The sequence below is a fragment of the Novosphingobium sp. FKTRR1 genome, from assembly GCF_020404405.1.
Taxonomy (GTDB): Bacteria; Pseudomonadota; Alphaproteobacteria; order Sphingomonadales; family Sphingomonadaceae; genus Novosphingobium.
The window spans coordinates 1-18,731 of the sequence record NZ_JAIZDA010000026.1 but is presented as its reverse complement, the minus strand read 5'-3'; the positions used below and the strand labels follow the sequence as shown (position 1 = coordinate 18,731).

15 protein-coding genes are annotated in these 18,731 nt (G+C 61.6%); 11 read left to right on the top strand and 4 right to left on the bottom strand.

Translation table 11 applies throughout. From position 1 onward, the window contains the following. Positions 1 to 4 precede the first annotated feature (4 nt). Positions 5 to 1,009, top strand: a complete 1,005-nt coding sequence (locus LDN95_RS18220; protein WP_226018992.1) for a DUF2889 domain-containing protein — start codon at positions 5 to 7, stop codon at positions 1,007 to 1,009. Positions 1,010 to 1,120: 111 nt separating this feature from the next. After that, entirely contained in the window at positions 1,121 to 3,586 is a 2,466-nt protein-coding gene (locus tag LDN95_RS18215; RefSeq protein ID WP_226018991.1) for a TonB-dependent receptor, read from the top strand. A 157-nt stretch (positions 3,587 to 3,743) separates the two neighbouring features. Here LDN95_RS18215 and LDN95_RS18210 read toward each other — a convergent pair whose 3' ends face one another. The 4 genes from LDN95_RS18210 to LDN95_RS18195 form a co-directional block, all read right to left on the bottom strand. Continuing rightward, positions 3,744 to 4,490 (bottom strand): amidohydrolase family protein, encoded by a 747-nt coding sequence (locus tag LDN95_RS18210; protein ID WP_226018990.1) that lies wholly within the window; start codon positions 4,488 to 4,490, stop codon positions 3,744 to 3,746. 15 nt (positions 4,491 to 4,505) lie between these two features. Continuing rightward, positions 4,506 to 4,973 carry a hypothetical protein gene (locus LDN95_RS18205; protein WP_226018989.1) on the bottom strand — a complete coding sequence of 156 codons (468 nt, stop codon included), beginning with the start codon at positions 4,971 to 4,973 and terminating at the stop codon, positions 4,506 to 4,508. Between the two features lie 256 nt (positions 4,974 to 5,229). Beyond that, the gene (locus tag LDN95_RS18200) at positions 5,230 to 6,084 is read right to left on the bottom strand and encodes a patatin-like phospholipase family protein (protein ID WP_226018988.1); all 855 of its coding nucleotides are present in this window, start codon (positions 6,082 to 6,084) and stop codon (positions 5,230 to 5,232) included. Beyond that, a complete protein-coding gene (locus tag LDN95_RS18195; RefSeq protein WP_226018987.1) occupies positions 6,081 to 7,199 on the bottom strand; it encodes an amidohydrolase family protein in 1,119 nt (372 codons plus the stop codon). The genes LDN95_RS18200 and LDN95_RS18195 overlap by 4 nt, the downstream gene beginning before the upstream one ends. A 190-nt stretch (positions 7,200 to 7,389) precedes the next feature. On the opposite strand from LDN95_RS18195, the gene LDN95_RS18190 reads away from it, so the two are divergent. The 9 genes from LDN95_RS18190 (at position 7,390) to LDN95_RS18150 (ending at position 18,378) form a co-directional block, all read left to right on the top strand. Further along, a complete protein-coding gene (locus tag LDN95_RS18190) occupies positions 7,390 to 8,022 on the top strand; it encodes a FadR/GntR family transcriptional regulator (protein WP_226018986.1) in 633 nt (210 codons plus the stop codon). A gap of 74 nt (positions 8,023 to 8,096) precedes the next feature. After that, the gene (locus LDN95_RS18185) at positions 8,097 to 9,242 is read left to right on the top strand and encodes an alpha/beta fold hydrolase (RefSeq protein ID WP_226019029.1); all 1,146 of its coding nucleotides are present in this window, start codon (positions 8,097 to 8,099) and stop codon (positions 9,240 to 9,242) included. Between the two features lie 86 nt (positions 9,243 to 9,328). Next, a complete protein-coding gene (locus tag LDN95_RS18180; RefSeq protein ID WP_226018985.1) occupies positions 9,329 to 10,546 on the top strand; it encodes a thiolase in 1,218 nt (405 codons plus the stop codon). Positions 10,547 to 10,548: 2 nt separating this feature from the next. Beyond that, a complete protein-coding gene (locus LDN95_RS18175) occupies positions 10,549 to 10,989 on the top strand; it encodes a Zn-ribbon domain-containing OB-fold protein (protein ID WP_226018984.1) in 441 nt (146 codons plus the stop codon). A 3-nt stretch (positions 10,990 to 10,992) separates the two neighbouring features. Then, complete coding sequence (locus LDN95_RS18170; RefSeq protein WP_226018983.1) at positions 10,993 to 13,197, top strand: CoA transferase; 2,205 nt, start codon at positions 10,993 to 10,995, stop codon at positions 13,195 to 13,197. Between the two features lie 38 nt (positions 13,198 to 13,235). Beyond that, positions 13,236 to 14,849 (top strand): AMP-binding protein, encoded by a 1,614-nt coding sequence (locus LDN95_RS18165; protein WP_226018982.1) that lies wholly within the window; start codon positions 13,236 to 13,238, stop codon positions 14,847 to 14,849. 157 nt (positions 14,850 to 15,006) lie between these two features. Then, positions 15,007 to 16,125, top strand: a complete 1,119-nt coding sequence (locus LDN95_RS18160) for an acyl-CoA dehydrogenase family protein (RefSeq protein WP_226018981.1) — start codon at positions 15,007 to 15,009, stop codon at positions 16,123 to 16,125. Next, complete coding sequence (locus LDN95_RS18155; RefSeq protein ID WP_226018980.1) at positions 16,122 to 17,327, top strand: acyl-CoA dehydrogenase family protein; 1,206 nt, start codon at positions 16,122 to 16,124, stop codon at positions 17,325 to 17,327. Before LDN95_RS18160 ends, LDN95_RS18155 begins: the two co-directional genes overlap by 4 nt. Before the next feature lie 70 nt (positions 17,328 to 17,397). Then, a complete protein-coding gene (locus LDN95_RS18150) occupies positions 17,398 to 18,378 on the top strand; it encodes a nitronate monooxygenase family protein (RefSeq protein WP_305082589.1) in 981 nt (326 codons plus the stop codon). The last annotated feature ends 353 nt before the right edge of the window (positions 18,379 to 18,731 follow it).

The following is an 18,731-nucleotide window of genomic DNA, read 5'->3' as shown; positions in this document are numbered from 1 at the left end:
TAAAATGGATCGGCCGCAGCAGTTTCCCTTCGCCCGCCAGAGCGCCGGGCATGCCCCGCTGCGGCGGCCGGGTTCGATCCGGCGCACCACCTCGATCGATTCCGATTGGCCGGCCGGGTTTGGCGAGCCTTGGGAAATGGTCGGCCGCGCACGCGATCTGCTGACACCGTTGGAGGGCGAAGCGGTCGAGATTGCGTCGGGAGGATTTCAGATCCTCGCCTCGCCGATGCGCGAGATTCAGCGGATCGCATTGAGCCCAGTGCATCCGAGGGTGCAGGAGTTGGTCGGTGTGCGTGCAGGCGGTTCGAGCCGCCGTGCAATCGCCGATATCCTTGGTGATATCCGCGGCACGCCGGCCTATCAAGTCCTCGACGACTTCGCTGGAGCCAGCCTGGTGGCGGGATGGATCTGGTCGCTTTGGCGCGGCGATTGGGCTTCTGGTCCGCAGCGCGGTGCCCAGCAGTCGACGGCTGGCCGCAAGGGCGTAATGAACGATATATGCACTGGCTTTACCACCGGCGGCAGTGCCTTCAAGGCAGATGGCACCCCAGATAATATCAACCAGTCCTTCACCGAAGTCGGCCCGCTGGAGCATCCTGACGATGCCGCGGGTTGGCATCCTTTGCCGTTCCAGGAGGGGCCCAAGAAGCGGCGCGCGCGCCGGCTCGACCTTTGGCGAGAAAACGGTGTGATTATGGTCGATGCCGGCTTTCAGGATAGCGGTTCGAATCCCGCAGGCGGACGCACTGCTATCCATGAATACCGACTCTATGCAGAGATCGACCCGGTTACATCGCGGCTGCTTGCCCTGCAGGCACTGCCGCTGATCTTGCCTTACCGCGAATGCCCTGGAGCCTCAGTCAAAGCGACGCGGCTGATCGGGAGCGATGTCCGTGAGTTTCGCGACTCGGTGGTCGAAGCACTGCCCTCGACGCTTGGCTGCACCCATCTCAACGACGTGCTTCGGGCCTTGGCGGATGTGCCCTCATTGGCCCTAGTGTTGCCATAGGGCCATAGTCACGCACGATTTGCCGGTTTTTCTTGTGTATCTTGGTCGACCTAGTTATATAAGTCACACACTTCGAGCGGCACGCATCGCTCTTGGGGAGGAGACCTGAAAATGCCTAAGCTTTCCAAGCGTACCGCGGTTAATCTGCTGGGCGGAGTCGCAGCAGCAGCAATGATTCTGTCGGGCGGGCAGGCCTATGCCGATGAAGCGGCGGCTGCGGCTGAAGCTGCGGCGCCCGACCAGGGTGCTGGCCTGCAGGAAATCATCGTCACTGCGCGCAAGGTCAATGAAAAGCTGCAGGACGTGCCGGTTGCCGTGACGGCGTTTTCGGGTGCACAGCTTGCCTCGCAAAATGCCTTCAAAGTGAGCGAAATTGCAGCCTTTACGCCGGGCTTCACCACCATCGAGGCGCCATCGAGCCCAACTGCGCTGCAGTTGTCGATCCGTGGCCAGGTTCAGAACGATGCGCTCGCCACGCTTGAGCCCTCGGTCGGCACTTATCTCGACGGCGTCTATATCGCGCGCACCTATGGCCTGAATGCGGATCTGCTCGATCTTGCGAGCGTGCAGGTACTCAAGGGGCCACAGGGTACGCTGTTCGGCCGCAACACTTCGGCTGGCGCGGTGATCCTCGAAACCAATAAGCCTTCGCTTGATGCCTTCAGCGGCAGTGTTTCGGCGACTTATGGCCGGTTCAATGAATTTGATGGCACTGCTGTTCTGAACCTGCCGGTGATCAAGGACAAACTGGGATTGCGCGGCGCGATCAAGGTCCGCAAGCGCGATGGCTACACTACCGACACCGCGACTGGTGCAAAATATGACAATATCGACAACGTGACCGGTCGGGTGAAGGCGCTGTGGCAGGTTTCTGACAATATCTCACTTCTGGGATCTGGTGAATGGTACAGCTACAAGTCGAATGGACCGGCGCGTCAGGTGCGCCTGGTGTCTGGCACGGCGCTCACGTATGAACAGCTGGCGAGCACTCAGTTCGGCGCTGTAGCCGGCTTTGCGCCTGCAAACACTGCTGCTGCACTAAACCAGGCGTCGCAACCTTCGCCCTCGCAGATCGGCCTCAGCAACACCGATCCACGCACCGTGACGCTTAACGATGCACCGCGGACCGACACCAAGACCCAGAACTACAATCTGACGGCGCAAGTCGACAGGGGCGGGAGCACGCTGAAGCTGATTGGTGGCTATCGCAAAATCACTTCGCAGAGCAGCATTGACCTCGACGGCTCGCCTTATCTGCTCCTGCAATCCACAGGCTATCAGGATTTGCACCAGTGGTCGGGCGAAGTGCAGCTGACCGGCAAGACGCTGGGCGGCAAACTCGACTATGCGACCGGCGCCACCTACTTCACCGAAGCTGGCTATGATCGCTCAACCTCCAACAACGCGATCGGCTTCGTGCCGTTTCTTGCTTTTGTCGGTGCGCTTGCGCCAGCCGGCATCCCTGCCGGTACGTTTGTGCCAAATACCACAGGTCTATTCCGGGGCGATATCGATAACAAGAGCATTGGCGTCTACGCACAGGCAAGCTACCATTTCACCGATGCCCTCACGCTTACTGGTGGGTTACGCTGGTCAAGCGATAAGAAGGCGCTCATTACCCGAAATGGCAATGCATTATTTAATACCACCGCTTACATCAGTTGCAGCCTTCCGACGATCACAACTGTCGCCAATGACAACTGCAGCGCTGGCCGCTCAGATACCTTCCGGAATCTGAGCTACACCGTGGGCCTCGACTACAAGGTCAGTCCTGACGTGCTCATCTACGCCAAGATCGGCCGCGGATATCGCTCCGGTGGGCAGAACTTGCGCGCTAGCGGCGATCCGGCGACGTTCTCACCGTTCAAGCCGGAATTGAACGACGAGCAGGAAATCGGCATCAAATCCGAGTTTCTTGACCGCAAGGTTCGGCTCAATATCGCAGCTTATCACAACCAGATCTCAGATGCGCAACGTTCGCTTTTGCTTAACGTGCCGGGCACCACGAATCTGCTTACAGTGCTCTACAATGCTGAGAAGCAGGAAAACTTCGGCGTAGAAGCCGAGCTTGCCGCTGCGGTTACGCCGGATTTTACGCTGTCTGCAACTGGCTCGATTGTCGATCCCAAGTATAAGAAGTATACCCAGCCCATTGCGTTTGGCAGCAGCACCTTCGTTGATCACTCTGGTGATGCCTTTGTTGCGGTGCCTAAGAGCAGCTTTACCGTTGCAGCTGATTTTCATCGGCGTGTCGGCCAGGGCAAGCTAAACGCCCGCATCGACTATTCGTGGACCGACAAGTACTACGGCTCACCCGAGCTTCTAAACTATACAGGCACTACGATCACCCCGAACTCTGCGGCGGCGATCGACTCGTTCACCACACCTTCAGCGGGCGTTCTGGGCGGCAACATCAGCTATGAGAGCGATGCCGGCGTGACGGTTACGGTTTGGGGCAAGAACCTGACTGACAATCGGGCTTTTGTTCAGAACCTTTATATCGGTGCACTCGGCATCACCAGCAGCAGGCGCCGCGATCCGGTGACTTATGGTGTGACGCTCGGCTATCACTTCTGATCGCGATCCTGCGGTTTTTGGCTGCAGGCACGACATTGTACAGACAAGGGCGGGCCAGCGATGGTCCGCCCTTATCGGTTCTGGCGATCCTGACACCCCAAAGCCCCGCCCGAGTCGATCCGGCGGGGCTTTTCGGTGCAAAATGGATGTCAGGTAATCAGGCCGCCGCCAACAGCGCTGCCCGCCGTGCGTCCACTTGGTGCAGAAGGTTGGCGCGGCGGAACAGCTTGGCGGCATTGCCGCCCAGCACCGCCACCAACTCCTCTGTCGAGACATCGGGATTGGCCGCGATCAGCGCGTCGATGACCTGCCTCGAGAAGGGGAAGGTCCCCTCAGCATGCGGATAATCGGTGGCGAACAGTAGTGCCTCAATGCCGATGCCCTTACGGATGGCCATAGAACTGTTGCCGTCGTTCTGCAGCGCGCAGTGAACCTGATCGCGCACAATTTGGCTGGGCAGGCGCGAGAGCTTGGGGCTGATTGAGGGGGCGTGGCCGTTGTAAACTTCGTCCATTCGTTCAGCCAAGCCCCACAGCCAGCCTGCACTGTGTTCGGCAAACAGGATGTGAGCCTTGGGATTGCGATCAAGCACACCGCCGGCCACTAGCTGCGCAATCACATCGACCGCGTCGTTCATCTGACGCGTATAGTTGAACAGTGCGCCGCCCGGGCCTTTAAGCGCGCGGATGTTAACGTTGCCGACGCCCGTGTGGAACACCAGCGGAATGCCCAGCTCACCGGCGAGCGCAAAGATCGGATCCCAGCGCGGATCATTGTAGTTGTTCAAGCCCTCCCACAAGCAGAAGGCGGCAAAGCCCTTGGCGGCAGCGCGTTCGCATTCGGCCAGAGCGTCATCGAAGTCGGTGCAAGGGATCATCGCGGCCGGGATGAGCCTTTCGCGCACCGGCGCGCAATAATCCTAGGCCCAGTCGTTCCAGATCTGGCAGGCCGTGCGCTGCCCTTCGCGGTCGGCAATACGCGGCAGCATCAGCCCGAGCGATGGGAACACCAGTTCGGCATCGACCCCGTCTCGGTCCATGTCGGCGAGACGCAACTCCAGATCGCGCGCTCCGCGTCGCTTGGTGTCGACCGCGCAGTCCGAAACGAAGTTGTCGGCCGCATCGGTGCACGAACGGTCGGTAGCTTTGTTCTCCCCAGACTGGGCATTGAAGGCCGCGTCGCCTTCACCGGTCTTGTGGGTGTGGAAATTGGTGTTGATCTTTAGGATCACCTGCTCGCCGATCCGGGTGATGCGGATGTCACCTTGGACTTCGCCACGGATCACGCTGCCGCTGAGATGGGCCGGCATTTTGGAAATAAACAGATCGGGCGGTTCGGCGACATGGGCATCGCAGCTGAACACGAAGGGGCGAATGGTGTCGGTCATGGCTTGGCTCCTCTTCCGCGGGCAGAGCGCGTTCCTCGCACTGCCATGCCAAGAGGATCTACAAAAAGAGATATCTAATTCATTTGGTGGGCGTCAAAATATCCGCATTTTAGCCAAATATTCCGCTTAAAAGATACTTTTAATCATTCCGTGGAAAGCCAAGCTGGGTCTCCGCGAAATCGCTGCGCTGCGCCGGTGCCGTCGAAGATTAGCGTCTGCTAGCTGGTGAGAGCTGGATCGACCATGACCGTTTTGTTCAACGCCAGAATTGCGCGATTTCCGCCGCCATCGCGTGGCCCTGTGCGCGACCGGCGATGGCAGAAGGAATGCGTACCGCAGGGTCAAGCGGGTTGGCCCCCATCGCCCTGCGCGCCGGGGTATCAGGGCAGATCGCCATAACCGTCGAACCGGCCGCTTCCAGCGCGGCGACCTGATCGGTGAGGCGATAACCAGGTGGGTAGGGCGAGATCCCACCGAGCGGGGAGGCGATCAGTACCCTGCCGGTGCCGGCCGCCAGATGCGCGTTGTCAGACGAGTAGAAACCGCCGTCTGTATAGGTGCACCCTCGGATCGTCACGACTGGCCAGATTCCCGGCACTGCGCAGCTCGCCGCCACGGCATCGACCAGATCGACGCCCGAACTCCGATCGAAGCAGACCAGCTTTCCGGCAGCGACGTCGATCGCGGCGATCTCCAGCGGGGTGACCGGCCAGTCATGCGAGGGTAAGCGACGCGCGATCATTGCGTGCCGCACGGCCGGATCAACCGTCTTTGCATTCAGTGCCATCGGGGCCATCGCTGCCATCCTACCGGCTTCATCGGTCATCGCCATGATGGCGGGGTAGACCGCCATCATCTCTGCCATCACCTCCATGCTGGGAGGCGGCTCGTCCGCGACGAGCGCGGGCTCACTCTGCCTTGCATAGAGCGTGGTGATTGGTTGGCCACTGCGCAGTTGCGCAGCGATCGCCGAACCGGCTGAGGTTCCGATCAGCCGGTCGGCATCGCGCAAATCAACGCCCATTTCGTGGAGGCCGTGGATCAAGCCGGCCAGCCAGCCCAATCCCGCGATGCCGCCGCCGCCGAGTACGAGCGCTTTGCGCGCCGTCATGCGGCGAGGTAAACCGGCGAGGTGTGTACCACCGGGTCGAGCCGGAACAGCCCCGCGGCAGTAAGCCCGAGGATGTTGTTGCGCACCGCTTCTGGCACCTCGAGGTTTTCGAACAACTGCTCCTGGATCGGGCGGCTGATCGGGAACGTACCCTCGGCGTGCGGATAGTCCGATCCCCACATCACGTTCTTCGCGCCGGCAAGGCCAGCGGCGGCGGCGGTGATGCAGGCGCGATCATGCTGGAAGCTGGCCCAGACCTGATCGTCGATGATCTGGCTGCACCGCCGCGAAAGCTTGGGGAAGACGAAGTTGGCGTGCGCCTCCTCAACCTCGTCCATCCGCTCGGCCAACGCGACCAGCCAGCTGGCACCGCTTTCAATGAAGGCGACCTTGGCGCCGGGATTGCGATCGAGCACGCCGCCGGCCACGAGATACATGACGCTCTGCTGTGCATCCATCATCTGATTGCTGTAGTTGATGATCCCCGCACCCGGACCCCGTTCGATCACCACCGTTTCAAGCCCGGTCCCGGTGTGCATCACGAATACAATGCCCAGCGCCGCGCCCTTGGCGAAAACGACGTCCCATTTCTCGTCATTGTATTTCGGCAGGTTTGGTGGGGTAACTGCGGGCAGCATCGCGGCTGTAAAGCCCTTGGCAGCCAGATACTCGAGCTCCGCCACCGTGTTCGAGAAATCGAGCACCGGCAGCATCCCGCAGCGCACGAACCGCTCAGGGTGGCTGCTCAGGAATTCGTGGTTCCAGTCGTTGTAGAGCCGCGCCGAAGCGGCTTCCGCTTCGGCGCTGTCGAGCGCGTAGAGCCAAAGGCCTAGGCTGGGAAAGCAGATCTCAGCGTCAATGCCTTCGAGCTCCATATCCTCGAGCCGACCGGGGATCTCGCGGATGCCCTTGCGCTCGTTGTCGCCAAGCGCCTTTTCGCGGTGCTGGCCCACGCGCAGCCGAAAGATGATCTTGTCCTCGGTGCCGGTGATCAGGAATTCGCCTTCCTTACGGCTGTGAATGGCATGGCGCTTGAGGCTGGCGGGCAGGCCATCGAGAAAGATCGAAGGCGGCTCCATGATGTGGCTGTCTGCGCTGAAAACGAAGGGCTTCATGTGAAATCTCCCGATTCGATCTGCTTGTGGATAAAGAAATACCTAGTTATATAAGTGATCGCAAGTGTCTTGCTGGACTTTCGGGCAAATCCTTTCTAAAGAGGTATCTTGAATGGAGGTGGTGATGCAACCAACCGGACACGCCGAAACGCTGGTTTCGCGCACCGCGCGCGAGCTTGCCCGCTTGAGCATGGCGCATGAGGACGGTGCGTTCATTGGCGCCGAGGATGACCTTCTGGCCAAGCTCGGCATCAGTCGGCCGACCTTGCGGCAGGCTGCCAAGATCGCCGAGAACGACCGCCTGATCAGCGTTCGGCGCGGAATCCGCGGTGGCTTCTATGCCAGCCGGCCAGATGCCGACGATGCGATCAGAACGCTGACACGCTATCTACGGCTGAAGGGGGCGACCCTCCTCGATATCGTGGCGGTAAGCCGCCTTGTCGCCGAGGAGGCGGCAAGCCTCGCGTGCAAGTGCAATGACTCGGCCTTGCGCGATAAATTGGTACAGTTCGCAGCCACGATCGACGAAGCCGGGACCGCCGGCGCGCTGATTGTGGCCGAAACAAGAATTGCGCGGTTGCTGGCGCGCATGAGCGGCAATCCGGCGATCGAGCTGGTTATGGCGATCGGCTACTCCTTCGGCATGGAGGAGCAGGGCACCAACCTCTATCAGACCGACGACGACAGGGAGATTGCGCGCAAGCTGCAGCACGGTCTGTGCCAGGCGATTCTCGAGCGTGACAGTGAGGTCGCCAGGCTGATGATGCGCCGCCGTTCGGCAACACTGGCTGGTTGGATCGAGGCTGCGGAGGCGCGCGCTTGATAGATGTAATCACCTTCAAGGGCTTTGGTGGGATCCGGCTGGAAGCCGAAGTCACCGGTGACCCCCACGATCCGGTGATTCTGTTGGTGCATGGCGCCGCGCAGACCCGCAAGGTCTGGCGCGAAGTTGCCGAGGGGCTGGTCCAGTCCGGTCGCCGGGTGGTAAATCTTGATCTACGCGGCCATGGCACCAGCGAGTGGCCGACTGACGGGCGTTATGAATATGCGGCCCATGTCGAGGACTTGCGCGGAGTGCTGGACCAAATGGGGTCGCGTCCGGTAGTTGTCGCGGCAACCATGGGAGGATGGATTGCGGCGGCTGCACTCGCCATAGATGCCGCCAATCTCGCCGCTGGGCTCGTGCTGGTGGATATGCCGGTCGAACCCGACCCTTCGATGGCAGGGGATATAGCCACCCGGCTTCGGGCACGCTGCGATAGCGATGCCGCGGCATGGGATGCGCGCACGCTTGACGGGTTTCCACTGGACGACATGGGCGCGGCTTTGATGCACGCTGCGCCCCATCTTGCGCTTCCTACGCTCTTGGTCCGTGGTGGGATGTCGTGGATTGGTCAGTCGCCCGGGAATGCGAAGTTTGAGGCGGCGCTACCTCAGGCCGAATCCGCCGAGGTCGCGGATGCCGACTTGCTGGTTGTGACCAACCGGACCGAGGCCTTTCTGGGTTTACTGCTTGATTTTCTGGAGCGCAAGCAACCCCGGGCGGCGAGCGAATTCCGCGCGGGGTCCGATGGGCGAACCTTGCGCGATGCCATGGGATGTTTCGCAACCGGGATCACGATTGTCACTGCGCTCGCTCCAGATGGGGCCCCTGTCGGACTCACGGCCAACAGCTTTACCTCCGTGTCACTTGATCCGCCCCTGCTGCTGGTGTGCATTGCCAACACCGCCGGGACTGCCCCAGTGCTGCGAGAAGCCGGCTATTTTGGTGTCAATGTGCTTCAGACCAGTCAGCAGCCGGCTTCGAACCGATTTGCCGGCAAAGGCGAGGACCGCTTTGCGGCAACCCCATGGGCTTCAGGCGAGGCAGGGGTGCCTCTGCTCGATGGGTCGCTGGTTTCATTCGAATGCCGCCGTCATGCAATCCATGAAGGCGGCGATCACTTCATTCTCGTAGGCGAGGTCACGCGCGCGTGCTTTGAGCCGCGCCGCGATCCGCTGCTCTATTTTCGGGGCAAATACCGGCGGCTGCATTTTGCTTGAACAGGCCGCCTCGGCGCTGGACAAGCCGCCCACGCTATCCTATCGCACCTAGTTATATAACTTAGAGTCTAGTGAGAGGACGAACCATGGCTTGGGCAAACCAGGACAAAACGGCGATCGTCGGGGTCGGGGCTACGGACTATTACGTCCGTGGCAAGAGCTGGCCCCGCACGATCAACGACATGGCGGGTGAGGCCATCTTGAAGGCCTGTGCCGATGCCGGAATTTCGATCAAAGACATCGACGGGTTCGCCTATTACTCGACTGCCGGTGCGGGCTATCTCGACAAGTTTGATACGGCCAGCCTGATGGAAACTCTGGGCATGCCCAACATCTCGTTCTCAGCGACGCTGACGAGCGGCGGCGGCGGCTGTCCGGGCGCGATCGGGCTCGCCACAGCGGGTCTGATGAACGAGGATTGCAAGTACGTTGTCACCTTGATGGCGTTGCAGCAATTGCCGCAGCATCGGCTTGGCGTCGTGTTCGGCTCGGCCGCACCCAATCCGGAGAACAGCTTTCTCCAGCCGTCGGGGCTGGTCGGCCCGGGCCACCTGATGAGTGTGCTCGCCCGGCGGCACATGCATTTATATGGCACCACACAGGATGCCTTTGGCGAGATCGTGATGGCTACCCGTGCGAACACGCACAATCGCCCCAAGGCTGTGCGAAAGGCGCCGCTGACCAAGGAGGAATACGATGCCTCGGTCATGCTGGCCGATCCGCTGCGCAGGCTCGATTTCTGCCTCGAGACTGATGGTGCGGTCGCCGTGATCACCACGACGATGGACCGCGCGAAGGACTGTCGACACAAGCCTGCCGTCGTCCATGCCTGCGCGCATGGCGGCCAGCGCGAATGGGGCCGTGCCTTCGCCTGGATGGGCATGCTTGATCCGCACTTCGCCAGTTCGGGCCACAAGTTTACCGCAGACCGCATCTGGGCGCAGTCGGGCCTTGCGGCCAAGGATATGGACGTAGCGCTGCTCTACGACCACTTCAGCCCGATGGTGTTGATGCAGCTCGAAGACTATGGTTTTTGCGAGAAAGGGGAGGGCAACGACTACGTTCTCGCCGGCAAGATCCGCTACGATGCGGCAGCTCAGGGCGGTGTGAATGGCGGCGTGCCGGTCAACACCCACGGCGGCAACTTGAGCGAAGCCTACATCATCGGCATGACCCACATCGTTGAAGGGGTTGAGCAGGTGCGCGGCACTGCGATCAATCAGATCAAGGATGCCGAGTTCGCGCTCGTTTCGGGTGGCCCCGCCTCGCTTCCTGTGTCCAGTCTGATCCTGAGGAGCGCCTGACCATGCGCGAGCCTATCCAATACGGCCCGGCCAAGCTGCTGCCGGGCGAAGAGATCCGCATCACCACCAACCCGAACACCGAGCCCTTCTGGGAAGCGGCCAAGGCGCACAAACTCACGGCATGCCAGTGCGCGCAGTGCGGCCATTTCCGTATGCCGCCTTCACCTTATTGCCCTGAATGTTCGAGCCGCGAGGTCGACTGGCCTACGCTGCCGGGCACCGCCACGGTCTTCAGCTTCGCGGTTTGCAACAAGAACCCAGCGAATGGCGAGGATTTTATCTATGTGCCCATTGTGGTTGATCTCGATGGTGCGCCCGGCGCACGGCTCAATGCCAATGTCACCGGCTGCAACGCCGAGGATGTGCATATCGGTATGAAGGTCACCGTCGAATGGACAGAGATCCAGGACGGTTGGGTGCTGCCCAACTTTCGGAAGGCCTGATCCATGCTGGGCGCGCTTCGCATCGTCGAGATTGGCGAGGGTCAGGCTGTTCAAGTCGCGGGATTGATGCTCGCCGCGCTCGGCGCACAAGTGCTCAAGATCGAGCGGCCCGGCGGAGATCCGGCGCGCGGGCAAGCGCGGTTCGCCAACTGGAACCGGGGCAAGCGCAGCCTTGCGCTCGATCTGGCGCAGGACGATGGTCTTGCCGCGCTGGCGGATCGCCTCGCCGGGGCCGATGTCCTGCTCCACCAGTTCACGCCCAAGCGTGCCAAAGCCATCGGCCTCGATGACGCGTCGCTTGCGGCACGCTATCCGCGACTGGTGACCTGTGGGATCACCGGCAGTCCCTTCAATCACCCCGACGTCGAGCGCTCGGACGATGAACTGCTGGTCCAGGCGCGATTTGGATCGCTCTACGAGAACGATGGCTACCGGGCAGGCCCAATCGTCTGGCGCTACAACGCGGGTTCATGGTCGGCTGCGCATCTGGCGGCGGCGGGCATACTCGCCCGGCTTGTCGCGCGGTTGCAATCGGGCCTAGGCGGCGCGGCGCATACCTCGCTGTTTCAGGGGCTGATGGCGACGATCCCGCTGCTCTGGGGACGCAATTCCAAGGGGCCAATGCCCAACAACCAGCCCCATCCGCTAGCGGCGCGGCCGATCGGACAGCAACTTTTTGAATGCCAAGGTGGCGAATGGCTCCAGATGATGGATCCTACGCGCCAGTTTGACTACGCATCGCTGCCGACGATGTGGGAGGTGCTGGCCGAAGGTGCTGACCTGGAAACGGAAGCTGGCAAGATCGACGCTTTCAAGCGTCGCCCGCTTGAAAGCTGGATCGCCGATCTTCGCGCCGCGGATATCGCCGTAGAGCCGGCCTTTCCGCTTGGCGGGATGCTAAGTCACCCCGAAGTCGTGGCCAACGGCTATGTCGTGGCGGTTGACGATCCGGACATGGGCCACACGATTCAGCCGAATGTGCCGTTCCACACCGATGCCGATTTGCCGCCCGTGCGGCCGGCTCCCCGGCTCGGCGAAGGCGGCGAGGTGGACTGGGCGCCCCCGCCAGCGCAAATCGGAAGCAATGGGCATCCTGCCGAAGTTCTGGCCGGAGTTCGCGTTCTTGATTTTGGCATGTTCCTCGCAGGACCGATGGGCCCCTCTATGATGGGCGATATGGGCGCCGACGTGATCAAAGTGGAAGCGCTTACCGGAGACCGTATCCGCTTCATGCACCGCTATTATCAGGCCGCCTCGCGCTCCAAGCGCTCGATTGCGCTGGACCTTACCAAGCCAGAAGCGCAGCCCATACTTGGTCGGCTGCTGCAATGGGGCGACGCTGCCCATCACAACATGCGTTTCAAGGGTGCGGCAAAGCTTGGCCTTTCCGAAGAGGGGATCCGCGCGCACAACCCGGACATCGCGTTCAACTATGTCAGCGCCTATGGCCAGAAGGGTACGCGCGGCAACTGGCCAGGCTACGATTCAATCTTCAACGCGATTGCCGGTTGGGAATTTGAGAACGCCGGCGAAGGCAACAAGCCGATGTTCAATCGTCCAGGCACGATGGATGTCAGCGCGGCGCAAAGCACACTCGTTGAACTCATGGCCTCGATCTATGCTAAGCGCGAAGGGCAGCGCGGCTATTCGACCCAGACCTCGCTCCTCGGCATTTCTGCGATGACGCAGGGCGAGACGCTGCTGCGACCCGACGGCTCACTCGCTGAAACCTACCATCTCGACAGCGAGCAGACCGGCTATTCGCCCTATCACCGGATATTCCAATGCGCTGACGGCAATTGGATCGCGATTGCCGCGCATACCGAGGCGCGCCGCGCGGCAGTGCGCGCAGTGTTGGGGTCGGACGAGGCGAGTTTTGTTGCGGCGGCTGCCGCGCAAACTGCCGCCGATCTGCTTTTGGCGCTCGAGGGGGCTGATGTTCCCTGTGACCACGTGACCTTCGAGGATGCCGAGAACCGGTTCTTTGACAGCCCGCTCCACCGCGAACTGAACCTGATCTCGGTGCTCGATCAGCCGGACTACGGCACAGTCGAGCAGCCCGGCGCGTTTTGGTGCTTTGGCGATATCCCTGTCGTATTCCGCTATGCCGCACCCGCACTCGGCCAGCATACCGACGAGATTATGAGCGAGCTTGGATTTTCCGATGCAGAGATCGCGACCTTCCGCGCTGACAAGGTGATCGGCTGAAAAGCCTCGCACGCGAGTATATGTGCAGGGAGCGAGACATGGATACGGCGCCTGGCCGGATGCCGAGTGAGTTGGAGGCGGACTGGCGCAGCCGCGGCCTGTGGCAGGATATTTCGCTTGCCGAAGCAATGGCACGCTGCGCGTTGGACCGGCCGACTGCGCCGATGCATCTCTTTGGTGCCGCAGGCGAACGGGTCACTACCCTTGGCGAAGTCCACGCCGAGGGGCGGCGGTTGGCAGGAGCGTTTCATGCGCTGGGCTTGCGGCCCGGCGATACGATCGCCATGCAATTGCCCAATTGCATGGAAAACGCTGTGCTGTTTCAGGCCGCTGCACTGCTCGGCTGCACAATGCTGCCAATTGTCCATATCTACGGCCCGCATGAATTGACGCATATCCTTGCCGATAGCGGGGCCAAGGCGCTGATCGTGCCAGACCGGTGGAAGTCCATTGACTATCTGGACCGGCTCGCGCGACTGCCGGATCTGCCTGCGTTGCGGTACCGCATCGTGATGGGCGAGACGGTGCCGGAAGGGATGATCGCGCTGGCGGGCTTGCCAGCGGGCGATCTGGTGCCCTGCTCTGCCGATCCCGATGCGCTCGCGCTACTGCTCTATACCTCTGGCACCACGGCGGCACCCAAGGGCGTTCGGCACACCTCGCGCAGCCTGCTGGCGGAGCTGGCAGGGCAGCGCGGCGAGGCGCCCGCCGACGATTTCGGCCTCTCGCCCTGGCCTTCCGGGCATATCGCGGGCACGCTTGGGATACTGGCTCACGCCCTGCTTGGTCGCCCCATGGTGATCCTTGAGGCCTGGGACGCCGCTTTGGCCGCAGAGCTTGTTGACCGGTTCAAGGTCCGCCAGATGTCCGGGACGCCATTTCACCTTTCGGGGATGATGGAGGCGGCCGCGCGCGACCAGCGCGACATCACCAGCTTCACCCAGTTCATCATCGGTGCAACAACCGTGCCGCCGGCCCTCGTTGCGGCCAGCGAAGCGAAGGGTATCCGTTGCTGTCGTTGCTACGGATCGACCGAGATGCCCACAGTCTCGCAATGCGCGCCCGATGATCCGCTGGACAAGCGGCTCAACACAGATGGCCGCCCCAATGCGGGCGTTGAGGTGCGTATCGTCGATGACAGCGGATTCGACCTTCAGACGGGAATGGAAGGCGAGGTGGCGGTGCGCGGGGCCGAGCGCTTTGTCGGCTATACCGATCCTGCGCTCGATGCCGCCAGCTTCTTGCCCGGCGGTTGGTTCCTGACCGGTGACATCGGCAGGCTTGACGCGGAAGGCTATCTTGCAATCACCGACCGCAAGAAGGATATCATCATCCGCGGCGGGGAGAACATTTCGAGCCGCGAAGTGGAGGAACTTCTGCAGCAAGTTCCCGGCGTGCGTGAGGCGGCCGCCATCGGCTCGCCCGATCCGCGCCTTGGCGAACGGGTCTGTGCGGTGCTTCTGGTTGAGGACGGCGCCGCACCGACGCTCGAATTGATTGGCAGGGTTTTCAACGATCTGGGAGTCGCCCGTCAAAAAGCGCCAGAGGCACTGGTCATCCTCGATACTTTCCCGCGAACGCCCACGGGCAAAGTGCAGAAGGCCGAGTTGCGCCGCATTCTGGCTACTAGTGGTCAAATCACATCACGCTGAGCGCACCATTTAGCATGCTGGTTCAGCCGACTTCGCCACCCTTACAACCGCTTTGCGTGTTTCGCGAGCTGGAGGGAGGCGCCAGCAGTGAATGGCGCTTGAAATGTATCACCTAGTTATATAACTCATAACAGCTTTTGGGATAGGGATGCCGTTTATGTCACTCCTGTATGACGAGGGCCAGCAGGCCATCGCCATTGAATCACGGCGGGTACTGGATGCCCGCACCAGCAAGCAACGCCTGCTGGCTTTGCTGGAACAGACTGGCGTCTACGACATTGCGTTCTGGGACACCGCGGTTGAGCAAGGCTGGACTGCACTAGCGATTCCTGAAGCGCACGGCGGGCTGGGGCTGGGGCTGGTCGAACTCGGCCTTGTGGCCCAGGCCATTGGCGCAGCAACTGCAGGCGCCCCGTTCCTTACCCCCGGATACGGCGTAGCCTATGCGATTGCCAGCAGCGGCAATGCAGACCTTCAGGCGCGCTGGTTGCCGCGCCTGGCAGCAGGCGAAAGCCTCGGCGCGGTGGGTCTTGCGGAAGGCAATGCGCCGTTGCCGACCCGGCCGACTGTGCGCTTTGCTGGCGGCAAGCTCACCGGTGTCAAAGGCGCGGTCCCGGGCGGCGTCTCCGCCGATATCGCGCTCGTCTGGGCCAGTCGCGACGGCGAACCGGTTTTAGTCTTGGCCGAGTTGAGCGGCGTGGCGCGCTCCCCGGTCGACAGCTTCGACAACGCGCGGCTTTATGCCGATCTGACGTTTTCAGAAACCCCGGCAACGCTGCTTGCGGCCGGTCCTGATGCAAAGGCATTGGCGCTCGATCTTTTGGCAAGGATGTCCATCGTGACGGCGCACGAACAGGTTGGCGGCGCTGAAGCGCTTATGCTGCTCGCGCGGGACTATGCGCTGACCCGCCGTGCGTTTGGCCAGCCGATCGGCGCGTTCCAATCGGTCAAGCACCGCATCGCAGAGCTCTATGGTTTGGTTGAAATCGCCCGGGCAACCTGCATCCACGCTGCTGGCGTTGCAGATCAGGGGCAAGCGCAAGGCGCGGCTCTGTCTGCTTTGGTAATCGCCGCTGCCGATGCGCGGCTCGCATCCACGGAAGCTTATGATACGTGCGCACGTGATTGCATTCAGGTGCATGGCGGGATCGGGGTGACTTGGGAAGCGGGCATCCATCTCCACATGCGGCGCACCCGCAGTCTGGCGATCGAACAGGGCAATACGCTGTTTTGGGAAGACTTGCTGGTTGAACACCTGACGGGAGTGGCGGCATGAGCGACTTTGAAGCGTTCCGTACGCGCGCCCACGACTGGCTAGAATCCGTCGCCGGCGAATTCGGCAAGGCTGCGCGCCGTGGTCTCTCGGAGGCCGACGATCTCGCGCTCGGGCGCCGTTATCTGGCGGCCCGGTTCGATGCCGGCTTTGCTGGTATAAACTGGCCCAAGGAATTGGGCGGGCAGGGGCTGAGCCATATCGAGAAGGTGATCTTCGATACCGAGGAAATGCCTTACGGAATGCCCACGGGCTATTTCGGGATTTCGCTGGGCATGCCAGTCCCGATCCTGATCCGTTTTGCCGAAGACCGGGAATGGGTCAAACAGCGCGTGATCGCGGCACTGCGCGGCGAGGAGCTATGGTGCCAGCTGTTTTCCGAACCCGCGGGCGGTTCGGACCTAGCCGGCCTGCGCACCCGCGCCGAGCCGGATGGCAACGGATGGAAGCTCAACGGGCAGAAGCTGTGGACCAGTTGGGCACAATACAGCGACTACGGCGTGATTGTCGCGCGAACCGATCCAACCCAGCCCAAGCACAAGGGGCTGACCTATTTCTGGGTCGACATGCGCGCCAAGGGCGTGGAAGTGCGCCCGATCAAGCTTGCCGGTGGTGACAGCCACGTCAATGAAGTGTTCTTCGATGATGCCCGGCTGGACGATTCCCAGCGGATGAGCCCCATTGGCGGCGGCTTTGGGGTGGCGATGACCACGCTGATGATCGAACGCTATGTGGCGACCGACAGCGGCGGGTTCGGCCCACACCTCGACCTGTTTGTCGATCTGGTACAGGGTCTGGAAATCAACGAACGACCTGCGCTCAAGGATGGACGGGTCCGTTCGGCGATTGCTCGCAACCATGCGATGCGCGCTGGGCTTGAATCGATCACCGCGCGGGCGATGCAGATGCTGCAGGCCGGGATGGAGCCGGGTCCGGAAGGCTCGCTCAATAAGCTGGTTTCGGTGCGTAGCCGTCAGAGGCTTTCCGAGCTGGCGATCGACTTGCAGGGTAATCTCGGTTTTGCATTTGATGAGCATGCGCCCGTCAAAGACAATTGGTCCACCAGTTGGATCAACGCTCCGACCGGCCGCATTGCAGGCGGCGCGGACGAGATGCTGCTCAACACGATTGCCGAGAAGATCCTAGGGTTGCCGCAGGATCATCGCCCCGACAAGGGCGTGCCGTTCAACCAGATTCCCGCCTGAGCGTAGCTGCAGAGACCTTCGGCCCGTGCGGGGCTGACGGGAAACAATTTGCGATCGACGGAGTGAGATGATGGCCTTCAAGACCCGGATCACCGAATTGCTCGAAATCGAACACCCCATCGTCCAGGGTGGGATGATGAATGTCGGCTATGCCGAATTGGCGAGCGCTGTATCGAACGCGGGCGGGCTTGGGATCATCACCGCGCTATCGCAGCCGAGCCCTGAGGCCTTGCGCAATGAAATCGAGCGCACGCGCGGCATGACGGCCAAGCCGTTCGGCGTGAACATGACCGTGTTCCCGACAATCAATGCACCCGACTACAAAGCCTATGCTCAGGCGATCATCGATGGCGGGGTCAAGATCGTCGAAACCGCTGGCACCCCGGCTGTGCGCGAGATCTGGGAGCAACTGAAGCCGCACGGGATCAAGATCCTCCACAAGTGCACCGCGGTGCGCCACGCGGTTTCCGCCGAAAAGGCCGGGGTCGACGTGATTTCGATCGACGGGTTCGAATGCGCCGGTCACCCGGGCGAAGACGATATCCCCGGACTGATCCTGATCCCCGCCGCTGCCGAAAAGGTGACGATTCCGATGCTAGCCAGCGGTGGTTTCGGTGATGGCCGCGGCCTCGCTGCTGCGTTGGCGCTGGGCGCTGACGGGATCAACATGGGGACACGGTTCTGCGCGACCAAGGAAGCGGCGATCCACGACAATGTGAAGCAAGCCTATGTCGACAATGACGAGCGCGGCAGCTTTCTGATCTTCCGCAACTTCAAGAATACTGCTCGGGTTGGCAAGAGCCCGGTTTCCGAAGAAGTGGTACGCCGGTTGGCCCAACCCGGCGCAAGGTTCGAAGATGTCCGCGAACTGGTGGCAGGAACGGCCGGTAAAGAGCTGCTGGAATCCGGCGATCTCACCAAGGGGGTGTTCTGGGCCGGCATGGTGCAGGGCCTGATCCACGATATCCCGACCTGCGACGAACTCATCAATCGCATCGTCGCCAATGCCGAAGCTATCATTCGCGGTCGCCTGGGAGCCATGCTCACCTGACGAGAGCTCCGAAAATGACCGACATCGCCACCGCGTGCAACTAGGCCGACACCACCGAGATTATCGGCAAGACCGGGGTGCTCGCGGCGGATGCGCGGTTCAAGGTGATCGTGCTGATCAGCGCGGGCGCACGTTCATCGTGGGGCGGACATTCCCGAATTCGGCAAGGCGCCTCAGGGCCCGAATTTGCAGCATGTATTCGATATCATCGAAGGTGGGAACAAGCGTAAGCGGTGTTTCGCGCCCACCTTGCGCTGGCGGGTGTCAGCGTTGAATTTCCGCGCCCTGACGTAAGTTGAGGCGCTACTCCTATGATTATCTCGGGTGACGATCCTGTGAGCAAGGGTGCTCGG